At 54.5% G+C, this 18969-nt stretch carries 17 protein-coding genes; 9 read left to right on the forward strand and 8 right to left on the reverse strand.

Annotated elements, in window-relative coordinates; all coding sequences use genetic code 11:
- Positions 1-100: 100 nt before the first annotated feature.
- Positions 101-1480, forward strand: a complete 1380-nt coding sequence (locus DTL42_RS13590; protein WP_158545371.1) for a serine hydrolase — start codon at positions 101-103, stop codon at positions 1478-1480.
- Positions 1481-1488: 8 nt separating this feature from the next.
- Here the strand turns inward: DTL42_RS13590 and DTL42_RS13595 are convergent, their stop codons facing one another.
- The 7 genes from DTL42_RS13595 to DTL42_RS13625 all read right to left on the reverse strand — a co-directional run bounded on the left by DTL42_RS13595 (position 1489) and on the right by DTL42_RS13625 (position 9506).
- Positions 1489-2433, reverse strand: coding sequence for an Lpg1974 family pore-forming outer membrane protein (locus DTL42_RS13595; RefSeq protein WP_114369280.1), 945 nt, complete (start codon positions 2431-2433; stop codon positions 1489-1491).
- Positions 2409-3347 (reverse strand): Lpg1974 family pore-forming outer membrane protein, encoded by a 939-nt coding sequence (locus DTL42_RS13600; RefSeq protein WP_114369281.1) that lies wholly within the window; start codon positions 3345-3347, stop codon positions 2409-2411. Before DTL42_RS13600 ends, DTL42_RS13595 begins: the two co-directional genes overlap by 25 nt.
- Positions 3348-3366: 19 nt before the next feature.
- Positions 3367-4476: an Lpg1974 family pore-forming outer membrane protein gene (locus DTL42_RS13605; protein WP_147274275.1), complete on the reverse strand. Its 1110-nt coding sequence runs from the start codon at positions 4474-4476 to the stop codon at positions 3367-3369.
- Positions 4477-4722: 246 nt separating this feature from the next.
- Entirely contained in the window at positions 4723-5763 is a 1041-nt protein-coding gene (locus DTL42_RS13610) for a sphingomyelin phosphodiesterase (protein ID WP_114369283.1), read from the reverse strand.
- A gap of 154 nt (positions 5764-5917) precedes the next feature.
- Positions 5918-7072, reverse strand: a complete 1155-nt coding sequence (locus tag DTL42_RS13615; RefSeq protein ID WP_114369284.1) for a PQQ-binding-like beta-propeller repeat protein — start codon at positions 7070-7072, stop codon at positions 5918-5920.
- 65 nt (positions 7073-7137) lie between these two features.
- A complete protein-coding gene (locus DTL42_RS13620; protein WP_114369285.1) occupies positions 7138-8001 on the reverse strand; it encodes a PhnD/SsuA/transferrin family substrate-binding protein in 864 nt (287 codons plus the stop codon).
- 215 nt (positions 8002-8216) lie between these two features.
- A complete protein-coding gene (locus tag DTL42_RS13625) occupies positions 8217-9506 on the reverse strand; it encodes a hypothetical protein (RefSeq protein ID WP_114369286.1) in 1290 nt (429 codons plus the stop codon).
- 349 nt (positions 9507-9855) lie between these two features.
- Here DTL42_RS13625 and DTL42_RS13630 point away from each other — a divergent pair, with 349 nt between their 5' ends.
- The 5 genes from DTL42_RS13630 (at position 9856) to DTL42_RS13650 (ending at position 15229) form a co-directional block, all read left to right on the forward strand.
- A complete protein-coding gene (locus DTL42_RS13630) occupies positions 9856-10251 on the forward strand; it encodes a GntR family transcriptional regulator (protein WP_114369287.1) in 396 nt (131 codons plus the stop codon).
- Positions 10248-11159: an ABC transporter ATP-binding protein gene (locus tag DTL42_RS13635; RefSeq protein ID WP_114369288.1), complete on the forward strand. Its 912-nt coding sequence runs from the start codon at positions 10248-10250 to the stop codon at positions 11157-11159. Before DTL42_RS13630 ends, DTL42_RS13635 begins: the two co-directional genes overlap by 4 nt.
- Positions 11156-13228, forward strand: a complete 2073-nt coding sequence (locus DTL42_RS13640) for a hypothetical protein (RefSeq protein WP_114369289.1) — start codon at positions 11156-11158, stop codon at positions 13226-13228. The genes DTL42_RS13635 and DTL42_RS13640 overlap by 4 nt, the downstream gene beginning before the upstream one ends.
- Before the next feature lie 489 nt (positions 13229-13717).
- On the forward strand, positions 13718-14671 hold the full coding sequence (locus DTL42_RS13645; RefSeq protein WP_147274276.1) for a DUF1559 domain-containing protein: 954 nt from the start codon (positions 13718-13720) through the stop codon (positions 14669-14671).
- 144 nt (positions 14672-14815) lie between these two features.
- Complete coding sequence (locus DTL42_RS13650) at positions 14816-15229, forward strand: hypothetical protein (protein ID WP_114369291.1); 414 nt, start codon at positions 14816-14818, stop codon at positions 15227-15229.
- A gap of 60 nt (positions 15230-15289) precedes the next feature.
- On the opposite strand, the gene DTL42_RS13655 is transcribed toward DTL42_RS13650, so the two are convergent.
- Positions 15290-16201: a lactate/malate dehydrogenase family protein gene (locus tag DTL42_RS13655; RefSeq protein WP_114369292.1), complete on the reverse strand. Its 912-nt coding sequence runs from the start codon at positions 16199-16201 to the stop codon at positions 15290-15292.
- Positions 16202-16596: 395 nt separating this feature from the next.
- Here DTL42_RS13655 and DTL42_RS13660 point away from each other — a divergent pair, with 395 nt between their 5' ends.
- From DTL42_RS13660 to DTL42_RS13670, 3 genes are all read left to right on the forward strand, one after another.
- Positions 16597-17973, forward strand: coding sequence for a Gfo/Idh/MocA family oxidoreductase (locus DTL42_RS13660; RefSeq protein ID WP_114369293.1), 1377 nt, complete (start codon positions 16597-16599; stop codon positions 17971-17973).
- A gap of 288 nt (positions 17974-18261) precedes the next feature.
- Positions 18262-18483, forward strand: coding sequence for a DUF2905 domain-containing protein (locus DTL42_RS13665; protein ID WP_114369294.1), 222 nt, complete (start codon positions 18262-18264; stop codon positions 18481-18483).
- Between the two features lie 3 nt (positions 18484-18486).
- On the forward strand, positions 18487-18966 hold the full coding sequence (locus DTL42_RS13670) for an NUDIX domain-containing protein (protein WP_199590137.1): 480 nt from the start codon (positions 18487-18489) through the stop codon (positions 18964-18966).
- The last annotated feature ends 3 nt before the right edge of the window (positions 18967-18969 follow it).

Below are 18969 nucleotides of genomic sequence, written 5' to 3' on the forward strand. Positions count from 1 at the left end.
AGCAAACATGCCTCACACGTGTCGAACTACCTTACAATAGCGTTCACGCGTGGGTGGGGTGTTCTCGAATTACAGTATGTTTCTAGCGGAGAAACAGCCAATGAAGACGTTCGCACTGGCTGCCCTGATTGCCTTCCTAACCAGTTCGTTTGCCTACGCCGACGAGTTGGCCGACAAGGTCGATCCGCTTGCCCGACCGTACGTCGAGAGTCAAACCGTTGTCGGAATGACCATCGGCATCCTCCACCAAGACCAGACTCTGGTGCGCGGCTATGGGCAAATCTCGGCGAAAGATACCAGCGTGCCGAACGGTCAAACCGTCTATGAAATCGGTTCGATCTCGAAGGTGTTCACCGGCATTCTTTTGGCCGATGCCATGGTCGCTGGCCGCGTCTCTCTCGTAACGCCGGTTGACCAACTGCTGCCCCACGGCACCCGCATGCCGCGCCGCGAACCATCGCAACCGATTCGGCTATGGCACTTATCAACGCATACTTCCGGGCTGCCACGTTTGCCTGACAACCTGCAGCCAGCCAATCCAGAAAACCCCTATGCCGACTACAACGAGGAACGTCTCACCCAGTTTCTGGCCAAACATCAGCCCCGTAAACGGCCCGGTGAAGCGATGGCCTATTCTAATTTGGGTGTGGGTCTGCTGGGCAATCTGTTGGCACGCGAACGGCAGGTCGATTACGAGACGTTGCTACGGCAACGCATCACCGCACCGCTCGACATGGCCGATACAACAATCAAGCTTCAGTCGCCCCAGAAAGCTCGCCTGGCAGGGCCTCACGTTGCCGGAGGAAGCCCCAGCGGCAATTGGGATTTCGATAGCCTGGCCGGTGCTGGCGGTATCCGAAGCGACATGGACGACATGCTTAAATTCGCGCAAGCTCAACTGCATCCTCCCGAGGGCAAACTTGGTACGGCGATTGACCTGGCCTGGCAAATCCATCAACAACCGCTCAACACCAACGACTTCGCCAAGGGGCTCGGTTGGCACGTGGCCCGCGACGGCGAAACGCGTTGGCACACCGGCCAAACGGGCGGCTACCACAGTGCGATCTTCGTCAATCGCCAGCAAAACGTTGCCGTGGTCATTCTGGCCAATACCGCAACCGAAGAGATCGACGCCCTGGCCGAACAACTCGTGCGAATGCTGGTCGGCGTCCCAGAGAAGCCGCGACAGTTTCCGAAATTAGTAGAAGTGCCAGCAGAAATAATGCAGCGCTATGTCGGCCAATACCAACTTGCCCCTGGGGCAGTCTTTACCGTTACGAGAGAAGACAACAAACTGCTGGTCGGCCTGACCGGGCAATCGACTTTCCGTGTATTCCCTCGTAGCGAAACCGAGTGGTTCTATAAAGTGGTCGATGCGACCCTGACGTTTCATCTCGACAAGAACGGCCAATGCGATTCGGTCGTCCTGTTTCAAAACGGCATTCGTCAAACGGCTAAACGCATTTCGTCTGCCGATTGAGCTAGCGGCTAGAATTGCCACACCAGATTGGCGGTCAGCCCTTGCAACAACAGATCGTTATTTTGCGGGCCGCTTGCGTCGGTAAAGATCTGACATTGGTTCAGCCAGTCGTTGATCTCGTAGCCAACCGCCGCCGACCAGGGCCCCCGACGAACGTTCAAGCCCACCATCGACTGAAACGACAACGAAGCGAAATCGCGGGAATCGACCTGAATGGTTTGCGAAGTGATCGACGTCATTCCGTTATTGATTTGCGTAATTCTGGTTTCGTCTGGCAGGCTCCAATCCCCCAGCAAATACGAAACGAAAAAACCAGCGGTCAAGTTCATCTCGAACTGTGACGAACGGAGCAAAGCGTACTCGCCGTCGATGCCCACCTTGGGGCCGATACCCCAGAAATTGCTCTCTGCCGTCTCGACGATATTTCGCTGCGAGGTTGTCATGCCACTGACATAGCTGGCCTCGAACGACGTGATGAACGACTGGCGAATGATTCCCGCCCGCATGCCAACGACAGGGCGAATTCGTAAACCGTTTGTCATCTCCATCGAGCGACTCAAGTCGAGGTCGATCACGTCGTAGTTGATCGTCGCTTCTAATTCCCCCCGATCAAAATAAAGCTGCGGGGCAGGGGGCTGCGACTCTTTCCCTCCCAGGAAAGCGGCTGTCAATTTACCGGTGGCGGTGTCTTCGGTTTGGTTGCGAAAATGGGTCCAAGTCAAGTTCGTATTCCACGTACCGTCGAGCGACATTCCCACACGAAACCCGGGCGCGAAGTCGTAGACGGTTTGCTCGTAGTTAATGTATTGGTTCGCCGGCAAGCGGTTGGTATTGAGCACCCAATCGACTGGTTCGGTGGCTTTCCAATACAAGAACTCACCGAATAACTCGGCCGCTTGTATCGGCGTTGCCCAGCCTAGGCAGCAGATTAGTAAGAGACCGCAATACCGCATACACCACCTTGAAACGTCAGATCCCCATGCATTGGCAATTGCTGAAACGTAAGTAACCGTTGTTGATTGGCCCACCACTGCATCTCGTAACCAACGCGGCCCACAACCGTTGCCCGGCAAGGAAGTCGCCATTCGGCACCGAAGAAAGAACGCAGCATGACCGTTCCCAACTTAGAATCGTTCATGCTGGTCGAAAACGCTTCGTACGAGGACGAAGGCGCGCCGCCATCGGTCCGTCGAAAGTCGTCCTCAACATTCCACACCCCATACAGAAGTGCTCCGGAAAGATCCCCCACCAAGCTCAGGTTTCCCATTCCAGGATTCCATCGCGCGCCCACACCCGCACTTGGGCCGATACCAAAGAACTCGTGACGAACGTTCTCGACTGCCGACACCCCAAAAAAATCGGCCCAGTTCGAGTGAATATTTTGATTGATGATAGCGGCCTTCAAACCAAAGGTGGGCCGGATGACGCAGGTCGGTGCTACTTCAATATCGTGCCCAATATCCCAGTCGAAAGTCGTGTATTTAATCGACCAATCGACCGAAGCCGTGGTAAAGTCGAACGAGTCTCCACTCAAGAAGCCGCTAAAGAATTCCGGAATCACCAGGTTCAAACCATCGGCAATGGAAGCATCTTGCGAGGTGGCAAAGTGCGTCACCGTAAACCGTACGTCCCACAACCACTCAGTCGGTTTGAACTCGATTCCTGCCCGGAAGCCCGTATTCCAGCCAAATTCAAGATTGTTCGCTTCAAATTCGCGCGCAAGCAGCGGCACTTCACTGGCCCAAACCGACGACGTTTCTGCCGACGCATGCCAGACGATCGCTTCGGCGAACGGCGTCACCCCTTCGGCAGCAGCCGAAGCCGCGCTCAGCAGAAGGAAGAACAGGCATGTGAAGTTACGAATCATTGAAGGTTTCTAAACCAAACTAAAAGCAAAAACCAATTTCAAGCACGCCACCTTGCAGCGACATTAGATTGTTCAAGCGACCCATGTTGTAGGAATAAAACTGCATCTGATTGAGCCACACCTGGGCTTCGTAACCGAGGCGAACGCGGGTTGTCACGCGTTGCCCAGGCTGCTCCCATTCCAAGCCCAAAGCCAACCGCAACATGGTGGCTGCCCCGTGAATGGGATCCGAGTTAATCGCGATCGTCGAAGGGGTGACAATCGTCATCGAGGTCGGGCCGTCGGTTTGATAGACCTCGCTGAAATTCCAATTGCCGTACATCAATGCCCCGGACGGCGCGAAGTAGGCTTGCAGCGAATGTGTGGGCGATACCGACAGCGGTATGAACGCCTCGACGCCAACCGATGGGCCGATACCCCAGAAATCTTGCTTGAGCGTTTCCGTGGCCGAGTTGAACTGGTAATTGTGCGACGTCGAATCGATGGGGCGATACCACCGCGAGTCGATATCTTGCCGGATGATCGCCGATTTCACGCCCACGAACGGACGAAGGGCAAGTGCTGGGCTGATTAAGAATGTACGCTGAAATTCCACATCGATGGTATGGAACTGCACATCCCAATCGACCGTGGCATATTGATATTTTGGTCCGAAGCTAGTTCCGTCGGGGTTGTCGGCAAAGAAGTTGCCGAGAAACGCGGAATAGACTTCGCCGGCAGCCTGATTGGTTGCTTGCGTGCCGAAATAGGTATAGTACAAGCGCGTGCCGGTCCCTTCTGCGGGCCACGCGCGCTCGATGCCTGCCCGCACTCCGGCGTTCCAATCAAACGGAGCATCCACCAACCTGGCGGTACCGGCCAAGCTGCCGGTTCCTAGCGGGGTGATCTCTTGAGCCCAGTTTTCAGCGCTGCCTTCGGTCAGCTTCAGCGTCAACAGTTCGGCAAACGGCGTCAACGTCGGACAGGGCTCAACCGGGCAGGCCAGCCAATCTTCATCGACGAGTGCCAACTCATTCGATTCTGCCAGCAAATTGGGAAGCGGCAAAGCACTTCCGCAAAAGACCAACAACACGACAAGCCACAACCATCGCTGCTTAAAAGCGATGCGAGGAAGCTTATTGTCGAACAAGTTGGGCATCGCGGGCAAAAAGGTAAGCAAGGCAAGAAGCGTAAACAGAGACCGCTTCCCCGCGTAAGGGAGACGTGTTGCCTCTGACCGTTAAAATCTACTCAACCTTTACCATCGACCGCGATGCTGGCACGCCTGCACGAAACTTGACCGATTAGAGAAGATTTAACGGCTTGGCTATGCGCAAGCAAATTCTCTCAGACGCTTGCCTTTGAAAATGCTAGTCGCTGGGCAGATCTTGCGAGCTTAGCGCGTCAGGGCGAACTCGCAGGCAACGGCTAGATGATCAGAAAGGGACCCCTCAGGGACTTGCTCGTCCCGAAAAGGAAGGTGCCGCGCCGCTTGAGGCACGAGGCGTAATCCCTGGGTAGCAACGGGATTCGCAGCGAAGATGTAATCGATTCTTCGCCCCCCGCCAGACGCCAACGCATCGCTGCTGCCGGTAGGGCCACCTGACAACGAACTGCCCACGTCGACAAAACGCTGCACACGCAGACGATCGATTTGGGCCAGCAAATTATCGTACTCGGTGTTGTAGCTAGTCGGTTCGGTCGCGGCGATATTGAAATCACCCAGCAACAGCACCGGGTTCTCTTTCTGCTGATACTCGGCGATGAACGTACAGAACTCTTGCAACTGCTCGCGTCGCACGTTGGCCGAGCGGCTATCGAGATGGGTCAAGAAGCAATCGACCGCAGAGCCTGTTTGCTCGTCCACAAGAATGCGAACATGCAACGCCCCTTTGGCAGCGAAGCCGTCGGCCCTGAAGCCGTGCGTGAAAAACCACGTGGCGTTTTGGTACGTGACGGTATGGGTTTCTAGAATCGGATACTTAGAAAGCAAGAGCAGCCCGCCGCCGACCATGTGCCTGCCAGATCGCTCGGGACCAAGGGCAACATGAAACTCTTGCTCGGCCTGCGATTGGACCTGATCGATCAACGATTCACGATACGTGGCGTCAAAAACTTCCGTCAAGCCAATCAAATCGTACGAAGCCACTTGCTCGCCGATCTTCTCGGCACGGTAGTCGCCACCACTTCGCTTGCCAGCAATGGGCAGTGCCACACTTGGCAACAAATGAGCGTTATAGGCGATGGTGCGTAAGACTGGGGGCGTTTCCGCTTGAGGCAATAGAACAGGCAACTCAGCGCTAGCTTGGGTGGCCATTTCAACTACAGGAGCCGAGTATTCGCTTTCAGGTGGCTGCGCAGGATGCCCGCCGCTGCTGGCACAGCCGGTTGCACAAACAACCAAGCTGGCAATGATCAGAAAGCAAACTCGATTCATTCACCTTTTCCCACGACAGCCTATTTCTCAGAAATCACCTAGATAGTTTTTCGGCGTGGGGAATGATCTGCATTGACTTCAAACGGCAAATTACTTGGTTCCCCCTTTCATTTACGGGAAACATGCCTGGCAACGTCCGCTAGCAGCCGCCAAGCTACGGTAGAGTAGGGGAGACGCTTTCGGACTGCGAAGAATTTGCCGCTGCCTCGTCAGCCAACGACCAGCATTGCAGAACGGGGCCGTTGCGCAAGAATAAGCGATCACCGACCAGCGCTGGATGCGAGAAGACATCGACCTTGGTATCCGAGATTTTCTGCCGAGCGAGAATGGGGCAGGCGTCCTTGGTAGCGTCGACCAACAAGATTTCGCCATCGCCGAAAATCAGCACACGCTGCTCGTCAGCGATCATTGCGGCGTAATCCCCCAAAGCTTTATCGCGCTGACGCGAGAGTTCTTTCAGCTGATTCGCGACATCCAGGCAATACAAAAATCGGTTTACGCAAAGCAAGCGATTGCCAACCACAACCGGCGTGCTCATATCTGGCGTCAGCTTTTTGTTTTGCATAACCGGCGTCGGGTCGATCGTGCCGTCGGCTTGAAATTGATATAGCCGCGTCCCGTTGTTCTCTGTCGCGATTAGCAGCTTGCCATCGAGAATCAGTGGCGTGGGGACGTTGAAATCACCTTCAATCGGCGGTGTTAGGCTCCACAAACGTTTGCCGGTTGCGGCATCCCAGCCGCCAAGTGTGGTGACATCGTGCCCGACAATCTGCCATCGCCCGCCAAGTTGGCCAATGTTAAGCGAACCATAAGAAGGCGCCGCACCCGCCGTCTGCCACACGACCTCGCCCGTTTGCAAATCAAAAGCAACCAGCGAAGCTTCCTTGCCGCCTGCTTGAACAACCACCTTATCGCCCACGATCAAAGGGGAACCACAGTATCCCCACGGCATGTCGGCCTTCACGGCAAACATTGATTTCAGGTTGTGGTGCCATAGAATCTTGCCGGTCTCAAGCTGCACACAGTGCAAGTCCCCCATCGCGCCCAGAAAGATAACACGGTCAGCGACAATGCAGGGGGTCGCGCGGGGAGACTGGCCGTAGTCGAGGCCATCGACGGCCAGGTATTCGATCTTCCACAACGATTTGCCCGTTGCCGCATCCAGGCAATGAAACACGTCTTGGAAATCGCTGAAGTCGCGATGCCCCAGAATCACATACTTGTCATTGGCCGCGATGCCTCCCAAACCGCCGCTGGGAAGCAGTGTTTTCCAAATAAGCTGCGGCTTGGCTGGCAAGGCATCGGGCAACTGGGGGTAATGACCGTCGCGGTTCGGGCCGCGCCAGCCATTCCAAGCAGGCGACGCTTGGTCAGTTACTTTTTTTTTACCTCAGCCTCTTCCACCGGCAAAAACCCGACCAGCGTTTCCAACTGAGCACAAAGCTCGGGCTCGGTCGCGACCATCATCAGCGCGTCGCGCACCTTCTGTTGGTCGGCAGACGAAACATGATTGGTTGCGAACGCCGTGATAAAGGGAACCTCTTTGGTCTTACCAATCACGCGCAGGTCTCCCTTCTTGATCGTTCCACAACCTTCCAGCAGAGGCGCAGCGTAACTGGAGATAACCGCTGCTCCCTTGGTGGGGCCTTCCAGTTCCAAGATCTTGCAAGCGCCGTCGCTGCAAGCCTGGGAAATTTCCAGCTTCTTGGGAAGCTCGATGCCTGCTTTGGTCAGCAGATCGATCGCCGCCTCGTGCTTTTCTTGGGCGTCGATCGCGCCGAAGTAAATCTGGTACCCTTTCAAATCGGCCGGGCTCTGGGCTGCGTCGTCTTGCGGAACCACGATCATCCCAAACTGCATGGTGCCGCCTTCTTTGTCGGTTAACCGCCCGAGCGGTGTGACCGTCATCTTTTTCAATTTTGCGTCGTAACGCGCAACCGAGTCCTTGCCGATGATCAGGTCGACGGTGCCACCAGCGAGGTCTTCCTCTTTGAGCGTCTGCAACGATTCCGAAAAGAGCAAATGGACCGAGCGTCCTAGCTGTTTTTCTAAAAACGCTTCTAAGTGTTCGTACTTCCGCTGAGCGTAACCTTCCACACAGGGGCAGGAAAGGGGCGCGGCCAACGGGTCCATCACGACAAGAGTCAGCGGTTTTTCTTCGGCGGAAACGATCCCAGCCAAACCATTTAGCAGCAACAAAGCCGCGCAGAAAGTTACGCGGCGAAAGAATATTTGCATCGAGTATTTCTCCTCAAAGGGAGCGGTTGTGAATTATGGGATTATGCGTTCACCCAAACTTGATCAACGATTCAATCCACATATAAGCCGCCATCCTTTACAAACGAAGGCGACAGGTGCCATGCCGTCGGCTTCGTCGGCATGCTTTTCACAGCTTTGCATGCTTACGCGGACGTAAGCATGGCACTCGCTGGATTGATTCAGGTGGCACTCAATTAAGTCTCTTCGGTAGCTTTGGGAGCGTCTTGCTGCGCCGAGGCTGCTTTCCGCTTCATCAACACGATATGATTGCGGGTGATGTCGAGCATATAAACCAAATCGTTATCAGGAGAAATCGCGATCGAAACGTTGTTGCAGCCAGGGACCAACTTGACATCGCCAATGTAGTCTTTGAAGGTACCGTCAGCGGCAAAACGCTTAATCCGTCCGGTGTTTGCTTCTGCCGTGTAGACGTCGCCAGATTTATCAAAGCAAACGTTCATCGGGTTGCAGCAACTCGTAAAACCGTCGGCGCCGGTCCGATCTCGCTTGCCCCATTCTTTCACCATTTTGCCATCTGGCTGAAAGCAAGCGACGCGATGCCGAGCGTTTTCGGCTACGTAAATCCCGGAAGTACATGCTTGTACATCCATATGACCACAGCAGCCGCGCAGTTCTTTCACTACTTTCTCTGGATTGGTGAAGTCGGTCGAAGTTTGCCAAACATCAAACGTGTAGCCAGTTGGCGAAGGGGTCGCCACATAAACGTGTTTGCCATCGGTACTGATCGAAGCGACACTCAGCTTCGAGGCTTTGATCGCTTTCAAGGCCTGTTCGATTTTGGCCGAGTTATCTGGCTTCTCTCCTTTTTTGGTGTTTTTCTGGGCGGCGTCCTCTTCTTCCTTCTGCTTTTTGAAACGCTCTAAGTTCTCTGGCAAGATTTGTAGCAAGCGAACTTCCTGATCGTTCAGCTCTTCGGTCTTTTGCTTTTCTTCTAGCTGATCAATCATTTGCTGGTAGGCCTTGATGATCGAATCGAGCGACATCGCCAGGCCTGGGTTATTGACTTGATCTTCGGCCTGCTTGCGTAATTCGGCATTATGCTTTTCCAACTCGGCGGCGTGGGGTGCTGCGGCTTGGGCCAGTAGCTTGCCTTCCGGCGAGAATCGCAGCAGCTTGCCGTGCCCAGCTACCAGAATGGTTCCGTCTGGTGCCGTGTTGATCGCTTCCGGCTTGATGTCAACTTTCCACGAGGCGACCGCTTCGCCGTCGGCGTCGAGCACCCGCACCTCGCCTGGGCCAGTTCCGCAAGCAGCCAAGATTTGGCCTTTCGTGTCGAGACAAAACGCATTGACCGGCGTTTCTTTCGAAATTTCGATCAGCTTGACCTGCTCGTGCGTGGCCTTTTCATCGATATTGATCGGCTCTTCACTTGCCGGCGCAGGTTCAACCTCCAATTGTGCCCACAGATTGGTCGCCATAAATGTGGCCAGCAATATCCAGCCAGCACCAAGGAAACGCGACATCTCAATTCTCCTTCAGAAAGTGGTTTTGCAACCGATCCTTGAAAAAACCCTGAACCGCAAGACAAGCAATGTTGGAGAGAGGGCAATGGTTCAAAGCGAATAGTTTGACGGCGATTATACATCTACTGACGAATCTAAGGAAAGCAACTTGCGCAGATTTATAGAATCATAACCAAGTTGGTTTGCGCCGCTATCGCTATTGCTGGCATTGCCTGACTCGTTTTCCACACGGAAGAACTTGCCTCTCGTTACGCTGCCGATCTCTTTTCGTTCACCAGAAAAAAAAGAGACTTGACACCTTCCAGGCAAGAAGTGTATCACTGTAGTAATACACAACAAGGCATAACGCATGACCATCGAGCCAACCCAATTTGAAGTTCATCCATCGTCCGGGGTGCCGATCTATCGCCAGATCATCAACCAGGTCGAGGCGATGATCGTCGGCGCGCGGCTCAAGGAAGGCGAAATGCTACCGAGTGTACGGGAAATGGCCACTTCGCTAGGAGTGAATCCGATGACCATCTCCAAAGCCTATGCCCGGCTTGAAGCCGACAACATTGTCGAACGTGTGCGGGGCAGGGGCATGATGGTTCGTCCCCAAACGCTCCAGGGCAGCAAGTCGCAGCGGATGGAAGAAGTCCGCCCTAGCGTCCGTGCCGCCGTCGTGCATGGCCGCCAGCTTGGCCTGTCCGATCAGCAGATTATGGAACTGGTTCGCCAAATTCTTCAGGAGATCCCCGAGTGAGCACTGCTGCCATACAAACGAAACAACTGACCAAGCGTTTCGACGCCGATTCGGTTCTCAGAGGGATCGACTTGACGATCGAGACTGGCCAGATTGTCGGCCTGATCGGCACCAACGCTGCCGGGAAGACGACCCTGATCAAATGTCTGCTGGGCTTGTTACAAGCGACCAGTGGTTCGTGCAGCCTTCTGGGGGAAGACTCGTGGAACCTGAGCGGCAAAACCAAGGCTCGCATCGGGTACGTCTCGCAGGACTTCGAGCTACTGCCGTGGATGACCGTGCAAAGCATGTGCGACTACACCGGGGCGTTCTACCCGCAGTGGCAGCCAGACCGTGTCGGTCACTTACTAACAGAGTGGCAACTTCCTCGCGATAAACGTGTCGGGGCCTTGTCGGTTGGGCAGCGGCAGAAGCTGGCCGTCATCTTAGCGCTGGGGCACCAGCCGGAACTACTTATGCTGGACGAACCGGTCGCCAGTCTCGACCCATTCGCCCGCCGCCAATTCCTGCAATCGTTGGTCCAGTTCACGGAATCGGAACAAAACACGGTTCTCTTTTCCACGCACATCACCTCCGATCTGGAACGAATTGCATCGCATGTTGCTATCCTCCGCGATGGCCAACTCGCTTGGTATGGTCCGCTCGATACCTTGAAAGAAGGTTGCAAGCGGCTGCGAATCTACAGCCAAAAGCCACTACCAACTCACTTTGTCGTTCCCGGTGCGATCCGCTACGAAATCAATGGCCAGCATGCCCTGGTTTCAGTCGTCCACATGAACGACCAACTACGCGACACGCTCGCCCAACAGTGGCAAGCCGATGTTCAGGTCGAGGATTTGAACCTGGAAGAGATCTTCCTGGAATGGACCGGCCGCCTAGACAATCCAGCCGACGAGGTGATGGCGTGAACAAGCAGCTATACCAGGTACTACGCACCTATTGGCAACGCAAGATCGTCCTGCTGCTGGGAGGAATTGCTCTCTTGTTAGCAGTGCCCCTGTTTCTGGTAGGGACGTTCTGGCGAGAAAGCGGCTACGAAATCGCGCCTTCCATCCAGCTTTCGCGGCAGAACGTTTTCATCTACAACGACGATTGGAAAAATGATCTAGAAGGGCATCCTCTCACCTGGGTTGATAGCATTTACCTCAGCGATTCACCTGATCAGCCTCTGGTTGACTTGACTCTTTTCACCCAGGCTTCCACCCTCGAACTTTCTACCCAAGAGCTAACCGCCGAGCGACTCACACAAATCGAATCGTTAACCAAGCTGCAAGAGTTGGAGCTCCATGCCCGAAAAATCCCCAGCGGAACCTGGACGGTGCTCGGATCGCGGCTAGAGATGCTCGATGTTCCTTCGCGTTTGCTCGTAGAGCATGCCGACGAGATGTCGCAACTCACGCGGCTTCGTGTGCTGCGTATCGAACGGGACGCGTTGAACCCAAACACCTTATCGGTCGTCGCCAAAATACCGAACCTGGAAACGCTTGTGCTGAGTTCGGCGGTGGTTGATCGCCACCCTGGAGCCGAGGTGACGCCTCCTACCCCGGCCTGGGATCCGGCGCAACTGGCCCCGCTCCGCGATCAACCGCACCTGCGTTCGATCTTCGTGAGCCAACCTTATCCGTTGGCACGCACCACTGCGGTACTTCCTGGCGTCGTGCTTTACCACGCGACCAACTCAAGGTCCCAACAAATAATTTTGATGTATTCGGTCTATTTCTCGGCGCTGATCAGTATCATCGTGGCTTTACAAATATGGGCCCATTTCGCCACGCAGCATAGTGTGATCATCCCTGACTACCATCGCCCTCATCAGTTGGCGGCACTGTTGGTTATACTGGGAGGTAGCTTCGTTACCATGTTGGTGCTAATCAACGCCGGCACCGCGCTGCTTCCGGCAGTTGTTCTTTCGTTAGGCATTCCTGCCTTGATAATGGTGGTGCTCGTCGGGTCGCTGTCGCGGTCTTCGCTAATCCGCGGCATTTGTATTCCGATAGGGATTTTCTCCGGCGTGATGATTTGGCTTCCCGCTTTGGGCAGCTACGTTTCTCCCACGATTGCCGGCGAAATGGAGTGGTTTTTCTTAGGAACTACCTGGGTGCTGGCCCTGACACTGTTGCTCGTCGAAGGGAGCCTACTGGCAATTTGTTTTCAACAACTTCCCCAGATGACGCGACGGATTTACGAAGTATCGGCGATGCACCCTGGCTTCTCGCCGTGGGATCCGCAGCAACAACGACGAGCCGCGTTCAGCACCAAAAACTGGTGGCAATCGCTATGGGATCGTACGCGGCCCTATCCTCAACTCGCCGGTAGCTCTCTCTGGCAGCAAGCCAAGCTGTGGCAAATGGGCAACATCTTTCGCCCTTTTGGCACGATGCTGGCTATAGGATTCGGCTTTTTAGTTGTTTCCTACATCATCTCGCAAAATCGAGTGAACAGTTCGATTTACCTGGGTTTCCTCTTTCAAATGGAGGCCATGGCCCTCTTCATGCCATTAAGCGTTTGGTATCGGCGTTGCCGTAGTCTACAAACCGAATCGCTTCGGCCGGTAAGCCGCCCAGAATTCACCCAACAATTGTTTGCCGCGTTGGCCCGCGATCAAAGCTGGACGATCATCCCAGTAGTGATCGGGATTGGCTATCAACTGTTTATCCTTCCCCAAGAAAGTCCAGAGATCGATATCCGCCCGTTTATTCCCTTGCCACTGCTCGCCATGGTGTGGGGCTACGCGTTAAGCACGTCGGTCTTTGCCATCCGCCAAGTCTGGGTATTGGTTGGCTACTTTATCGCCATGATCTTGGCTCCGTTCGTACTGATATTCGTCTTGGCCCTGATACTCGACTCGCTTGGCATTCCATTCGAGCAACAAGCTCCGGGGCTTTATGGTGTCGCAGGTGTCGGAATCATCGCCGCCGCCGTCATCGTCCGCTTAACTTACCTACAAGCATTGCGACGCGAATGGGGTTACGCTTAACCAGCCGCGAACCCCAACCAAGTGAAAGCAGAACTTTTATGGATGTCCGCGCGGGTAACCTAAGTCCAAGCGAGCGTTCTTTCACAGGCACCGCAGCTTTCGTTGGTCGCTCTGATCGATTGGCGGTGCCGTCCGCAGCATTCTCAATTCCTTGTCGCAGAGACAGCAAAGCGTACCACATTAACCTCTACTGGTTTTTAAATAATTGATGTCTGCCAATAGCAATCAACACCTTATTTTTTGACAAACTTCTACTTAGCAATAAAAAAACATCAAACTTATTGCAATTCAATCGCCCGATCAGCTATAGTACTTTCGCAGATCAGGCGACTACCACAGTTTGTTTCGCTACGCCAACTCGATTTGGATTCCTAAATTTCGCTCGCTGTCTTTTCAAGAGTCGGTTGAGAAATAGATAGTCCACCATCACCCCTCCTCAAATTCCTTTTTCTCTCCTACATTCCTATCCGTTTGAAAGGCCGCAGCTCCGTGCGTATCTCCGTTAATAGGAACGGCTTTACTTTGGTAGAGCTACTCGTTGTGATCGCAATTATTGGTGTCTTAATTGCTCTCTTGTTACCTGCGGTACAACAAGCTCGCGAAGCGGCTCGTCGTATGCAATGCACCAATCAAATGAAACAGCTAGGTATCGCGATGCACAACTATCACGATACTTTTAAAAAGCTACCCCCCGGTAATTCCGAAATAGAGCAACTAGGCCAACCACGTCGTGAATGGGGCTGGGCACCTCGCCTGCTGGCCTTCATGGAAGGAAGCGCCATCTACGACAACATCGATTTTTCCAAGCCGTCGTACGACCGGCCAAGTAGCTGGAACAACGCGATGATGGATGATCCGAGCGTAATTTGTAACTACAAATTTGTCCGCATGGTGCATCCGCAATTCCTTTGCCCTTCGAATTCGCAAGGGGGGGAACCGGCGGTTGAAGATCACTTCTCGGCCAGTTGGGAATTGTCTCAGTGCGACTATGCCGCCAACATCGGCGATTACAACAACTCTACTGGTATCGGTGGCGTCGGCGTCACCCATAGCGGTGCAGGCAATTCCGAGCTAATGGTCCGAGGGGTCATTGGCTGCCGTGATTACTCGGCCCGGTTTGCCGATATCACCGATGGTCTATCGCATACGATTCTCTTAGGCGAAGTCGTCGGAGCCTGGAGCCACTGGCAAAACTGGGGTTCGGCCTGCTTCTCGAACACGGCCTATCCAATCAATCATCGCAACCGAGATTTTCTCAACGGTACGCTTGGTCCCACGGTTTCTCACTGGCAAGAGAACATTGTCTTTCGCAGCTTTCACCCAGGCGGAGCGAACTTTCTGCTGTGCGATGGTTCGGTACGCTTTCTGCCGGAAACCATCGATGGCGTGACCTATCGCGCGGCGGCTTCCAAGAGTGGTGGCGAAACGGGCAATTTGCCTTAATCGCAGCCGTATCGCTTAAGGTTTAAATTGGTGAATCTGTTCTTTTTCCAACGACCTTGGATAGGAAAAGTAATATCGATGGCAGTCTCTATGTCTTGTAGTTGGGCTCGCACGTGGCCAACATCAGCAGGGTATCTCATCGCTATGACCCTGCTTCCACTAGCATTGGGTTGTGGTTCTGGCAACAACTTGGCTCAGGTCACCGGCACGGTCACTTACGAAGGGAAACCCATTGAAGAGGGGAAAATCATTTTCGAGGTTCCCGGGCAACGCAGTGCATTTGGCGTGATTGAAAACGGGAAGATCCTTAACGTTTCAACATTTGAACAAGGGGATGGGGCTCCCATTGGTGAAGCATCGGTCGCGATCAATGCCTTTAAGCCTCCGGCTAAGCCGCAAAAAGATGCCCCCACCTCGGCCTCAGCACCTGGCGGGCCATCAGGCATGGTCATTACTGAGCGAGCCTTGCCGGCGCGTTACGCTAACCCAGCCACCAGCGGGCTGACTTGTTCGATCCAAGCAGGCGAAAACGAGCTAACGTTCGACCTAACCAAATAGAATCTATCAGGGAAATCGCTCGTCGGTCCAAGTGTCAGACGAGCGATTCACCTGCTTCGCTTAAAACGTTCCCAACGAAGCAATGCACGACTTTACCGCGTCTGCCGAGTGACGGAACGCAGCTTGTTCTTCATCGGAGAGCAGGGGATGTAGAACCCGAGTTACTCCTTGCCGCCCGATAACCGCCGGCAGCGACAAGCATACCTCGTCGACATCCAAGAAGCCATCGATCAGCACACTAACCGGCATGGTGTGGCGAAGATCGTAAACAATGCTATCGACAATCGTCATCGTGGCTAAGGCGATTCCGTAATTGGTGAATCCTTTCATCGCGGAAACTTCGTAGCCCATGTTGACCGTCTTTCGAAACAGCCTGGCCGACGTATCACTCGGATAGAATCTTTCTCCTCCCGTCATCGCAACCGAATGCGCGGCGAACTGCGTGTCGCCATGCTCGCCTAAAATATAGGCCCGGATGTCGTCGGGATGTATTTCCAGTTCAGCCGAAAGCAGTGCCCGGTAACGCACGCTATCTAACAGCGTACCAGTGCCAATCACCCGCTCTGGCGGAAAGCCGGAAAGTTTCAGCGCGGCGTACGTCAGCGCATCGACCGGATTGCTGACCATCAGCAAAATGGCATCGGGGCTGGCCTTGGCCAAGGGAGGAATCCACTGCTCAAGGATCGCTCGATTATCCGCAGCCAATTCCGAGCGCTTACGGTTCGGGTCGCCATAGGGGACCGACGCCGTAAAAATAAGAATATCCGAGCCCGCCGAGTCAGCGATGTCCCCAGCCCGAATTCGCATATTACTGTTCCGCATGGCGCTGGCATTGGCCAAGTCGATCGCGTCCCCTTCGGCCTTGTCGCGGTTTCGATTCACCAGTAATAGTTCGCTTGCAGGCGGGTTGACGGTCGCCGCGAAGGCTATTGCCGAACCGACTTTGCCCGTGCCCACGATGGTAATCTTCATGAATTGTTCTCTTCCTGCCTGACCGTTTTCAACGGATGATTTCCAAGGCCATGCCCTAACCCAACCCCAAATAGCACTACCTTTCCCCTCTGCAAAGCGACTTCAGAAGGATTATTCTCGCAGGGATCACGATTATGTTATCATGTAAGGGTAAAAATCGACTCCCCAAGTGCGTATTATTGGATGTCTCGTCTTATTGGGATCTGCGTAGCTAATCGAAGTGGGCGACCAACGGAAGCCTCAGAGTTTGGGTACTAAACGCCTGAACCATTTTAGATGGCTAGTGTAGACATCAATAAGGGGTTGACTTCCATTTCCTCGCTGGCGGGTGTCCGCGCATCGCGTCCCTATCCCCACCCTCTATCTTTATTTCACCCCATATAGGATCTGACCTTATGTCGCGTGCTCCTCAAACGACTCGTCGCCGCTTTCTGCAAGGCGTTGCTGCGGTGGGTACCGCCGCCGTCATTATTCCTTCGGCCAATCGAGCGTTCGGTTACCAAAACGCGAACGATCGGCCTGCTTTCGCCACCATCGGCTTGCGAAACCAAGGCTGGACAATCACCTCGAAGACGACACCCTATGCCGACTTCGTCGCTTTGGCCGATGTCGACGAAAATGTCCTGGCCGACAATGTCGAAAAGGTCAAGAAACGTCAAAACGGTAAAGCCCCCGATGCTTACGGCGACTACCGCAAAGTGCTCGACCGGAACGATATCGACGCTGTGATGATCGCCACGCCTGATCACTGGCACACCAAGGTCGCCGTCGAAGCAATGTACGCCGGCAAAGACGTCTACTGCGAAAAGCCGCTGACGTTGACCATCGACGAAGGAAAGCTGATTGAAAAGGTCGTCAAAGAGACCGGTCGCGTCTTCCAAGTCGGCACCATGCAGCGCAGCGAATGCGATAACCGCTTCCTACAAGCGATAGCCATGGTTCAAGACGGGCGAATTGGCGACGTGCAGAAAGTGACTTGCGGTATCAACGGCATGTCGCCTTCGCCTGAGATTCCGGTAACCGCAGTGCCTAAGGGGCTCGATTGGGATTTCTGGCTCGGCCCAGCCCCGAAATGCGATTACCGCGCGTTGCCCGAGATGCGTCAAGGTTACGGCGGCGGTGTGCCGCTGTACAGCAACTGTCACTACTCGTTCCGCGATTGGCACGAATACGCTGGCGGCAAGCTAACCGACTGGGGTGCTCACCACGTCGATATCGCCTGCTGGGCACTCGGAGCGACCGATACCGGCCCAAGCAAAATTACCCCGCTCGATTACAAGCTGGGCTGCGAATACGAAAAGGGCTACCCGGTCGTCCACGATCGCTACAATGTCGCCACGCAGTTTAACATTCAGGTCGACATGCCTAAGAATGTTGAAATGATTGTGACCAGCGAAGGGGACAACGGTATCCTGTTCGAGGGCACCAAGGGACGCTTCTTTGTCAACCGTGGCAAGATCGTCGGCAAACCGGTTGAAGACCTGTCCAGCAACCCGTTGCCAGAAGGCGCTATCGAAGCGGTTTACGGCGGCCCGGTTCCGGCGAACCACAGCGTCAACTTCATCGAGTGTATGAACTCACGAGAGACGCCGGTTTCGGACGTTTGGTCGCATAACCGCATGCTCGAAATCTGTCACCTCTCGAACATCGCCATGCGTCTAGGGCGCCCGCTGAACTGGGATCCAGAAAAGCGAGAAATCGTTGGCGACGCCGAAGCCAACACGTTCCTCTCGCGCGAGAACCGCAAGGGCTACGAGATCAAGATGTCTTAATCTCGAAGCAATTGAGCGATCCCGAGATTGGCGTTTTATCACACGCACCGGGGCTTCCCTGAGTTGCCCCGATTCCATCGAGCGTCAAATCAAAAAGAAGCCGCAGGCATGCCTGCGGCTTCTTTTTGTACTGCCAACAGCGTCCCCCATTGAGCCAGCAATAGCCGAGACAGGAATAACGACGTTTGCTGACCTCAGCCGGGTTGCCCCACGTAAGGTCTTGTTGAATGATGCTTCAAAAGGGGACCGCGTGTTCTCCTTTCTTCCCAACTTACGAAGTACACCGTCATGTCGCATCCTGGTTGGCTTTTGATTCTCGTTGGTTTGCTTATGGTCGGTGTCGGCGTTGTTTGGCTGTGGGGCGGTTCGCTTCCTTGGTTGGGCAAACTTCCAGGGGATATTGCCGTCGACCGAGGCAACTTCCATTTCTATTTTCCCTTAGCGACCTGCATCGTGCTTAGCTTAATGTTAACTGGCGTGATGTGGCTGGTTCGGCTGTTTTCGAGGTAACCGATGGCGATTTCCAAAATCAGTGCCGGGCTGCTCATGTTTCGTCGCGAAGCTGGCGAGTTGCAAGTCCTGTTGGCCCATCCCGGCGGGCCGTTCTTTCGCCAGAAAGATGCCGGCGCGTGGACAATTCCCAAAGGAGAAGTCCACGAAGCGGAAGGCGCCCAGCAAGCAGCTTTGCGGGAGTTCGCCGAAGAAACCGGTGTCGTGCCTCTCGGCGACTTGATCGCGCTGACACCAATCAAACAAAAGGGAGGCAAGGTCGTGCATGCCTGGGCCGTGGAAGGAACCTGCGATCCGAGCCGCTTGACCAGCAACACGTTCACAATCGAGTGGCCACCAAAATCAGGCCGCCAGCAAGACTTCCCCGAAATCGACCGAGCCGAATTCTTCAACTTGGCCACCGCCAAGCAGAAGATCAATCCGGCTCAGGTTTCACTGCTAGAGGAATTGGTAACCAAGATCGAACCAACGCCCCAGGCCTGACCG

The organism is Bremerella cremea (assembly GCF_003335505.1).
In the GTDB taxonomy this organism is placed as follows: domain Bacteria; phylum Planctomycetota; class Planctomycetia; order Pirellulales; family Pirellulaceae; genus Bremerella; species Bremerella cremea_A.

Coding starts and splice junctions, on each gene's coding strand:
- DTL42_RS13590 (WP_158545371.1), top strand. CDS start 101: ATGAAGACGTTCGCACTGGCTGCCCTGATTGCCTTCCTAACCAGTTCG.
- DTL42_RS13595 (WP_114369280.1), bottom strand. CDS start 2,433: ATGCGGTATTGCGGTCTCTTACTAATCTGCTGCCTAGGCTGGGCAACG.
- DTL42_RS13600 (WP_114369281.1), bottom strand. CDS start 3,347: ATGATTCGTAACTTCACATGCCTGTTCTTCCTTCTGCTGAGCGCGGCT.
- DTL42_RS13610 (WP_114369283.1), bottom strand. CDS start 5,763: ATGAATCGAGTTTGCTTTCTGATCATTGCCAGCTTGGTTGTTTGTGCA.
- DTL42_RS13620 (WP_114369285.1), bottom strand. CDS start 8,001: ATGCAAATATTCTTTCGCCGCGTAACTTTCTGCGCGGCTTTGTTGCTG.
- DTL42_RS13625 (WP_114369286.1), bottom strand. CDS start 9,506: ATGTCGCGTTTCCTTGGTGCTGGCTGGATATTGCTGGCCACATTTATG.
- DTL42_RS13630 (WP_114369287.1), top strand. CDS start 9,856: ATGACCATCGAGCCAACCCAATTTGAAGTTCATCCATCGTCCGGGGTG.
- DTL42_RS13650 (WP_114369291.1), top strand. CDS start 14,816: ATGACCCTGCTTCCACTAGCATTGGGTTGTGGTTCTGGCAACAACTTG.
- DTL42_RS13655 (WP_114369292.1), bottom strand. CDS start 16,201: ATGAAGATTACCATCGTGGGCACGGGCAAAGTCGGTTCGGCAATAGCC.
- DTL42_RS13660 (WP_114369293.1), top strand. CDS start 16,597: ATGTCGCGTGCTCCTCAAACGACTCGTCGCCGCTTTCTGCAAGGCGTT.
- DTL42_RS13665 (WP_114369294.1), top strand. CDS start 18,262: ATGTCGCATCCTGGTTGGCTTTTGATTCTCGTTGGTTTGCTTATGGTC.
- DTL42_RS13670 (WP_199590137.1), top strand. CDS start 18,487: ATGGCGATTTCCAAAATCAGTGCCGGGCTGCTCATGTTTCGTCGCGAA.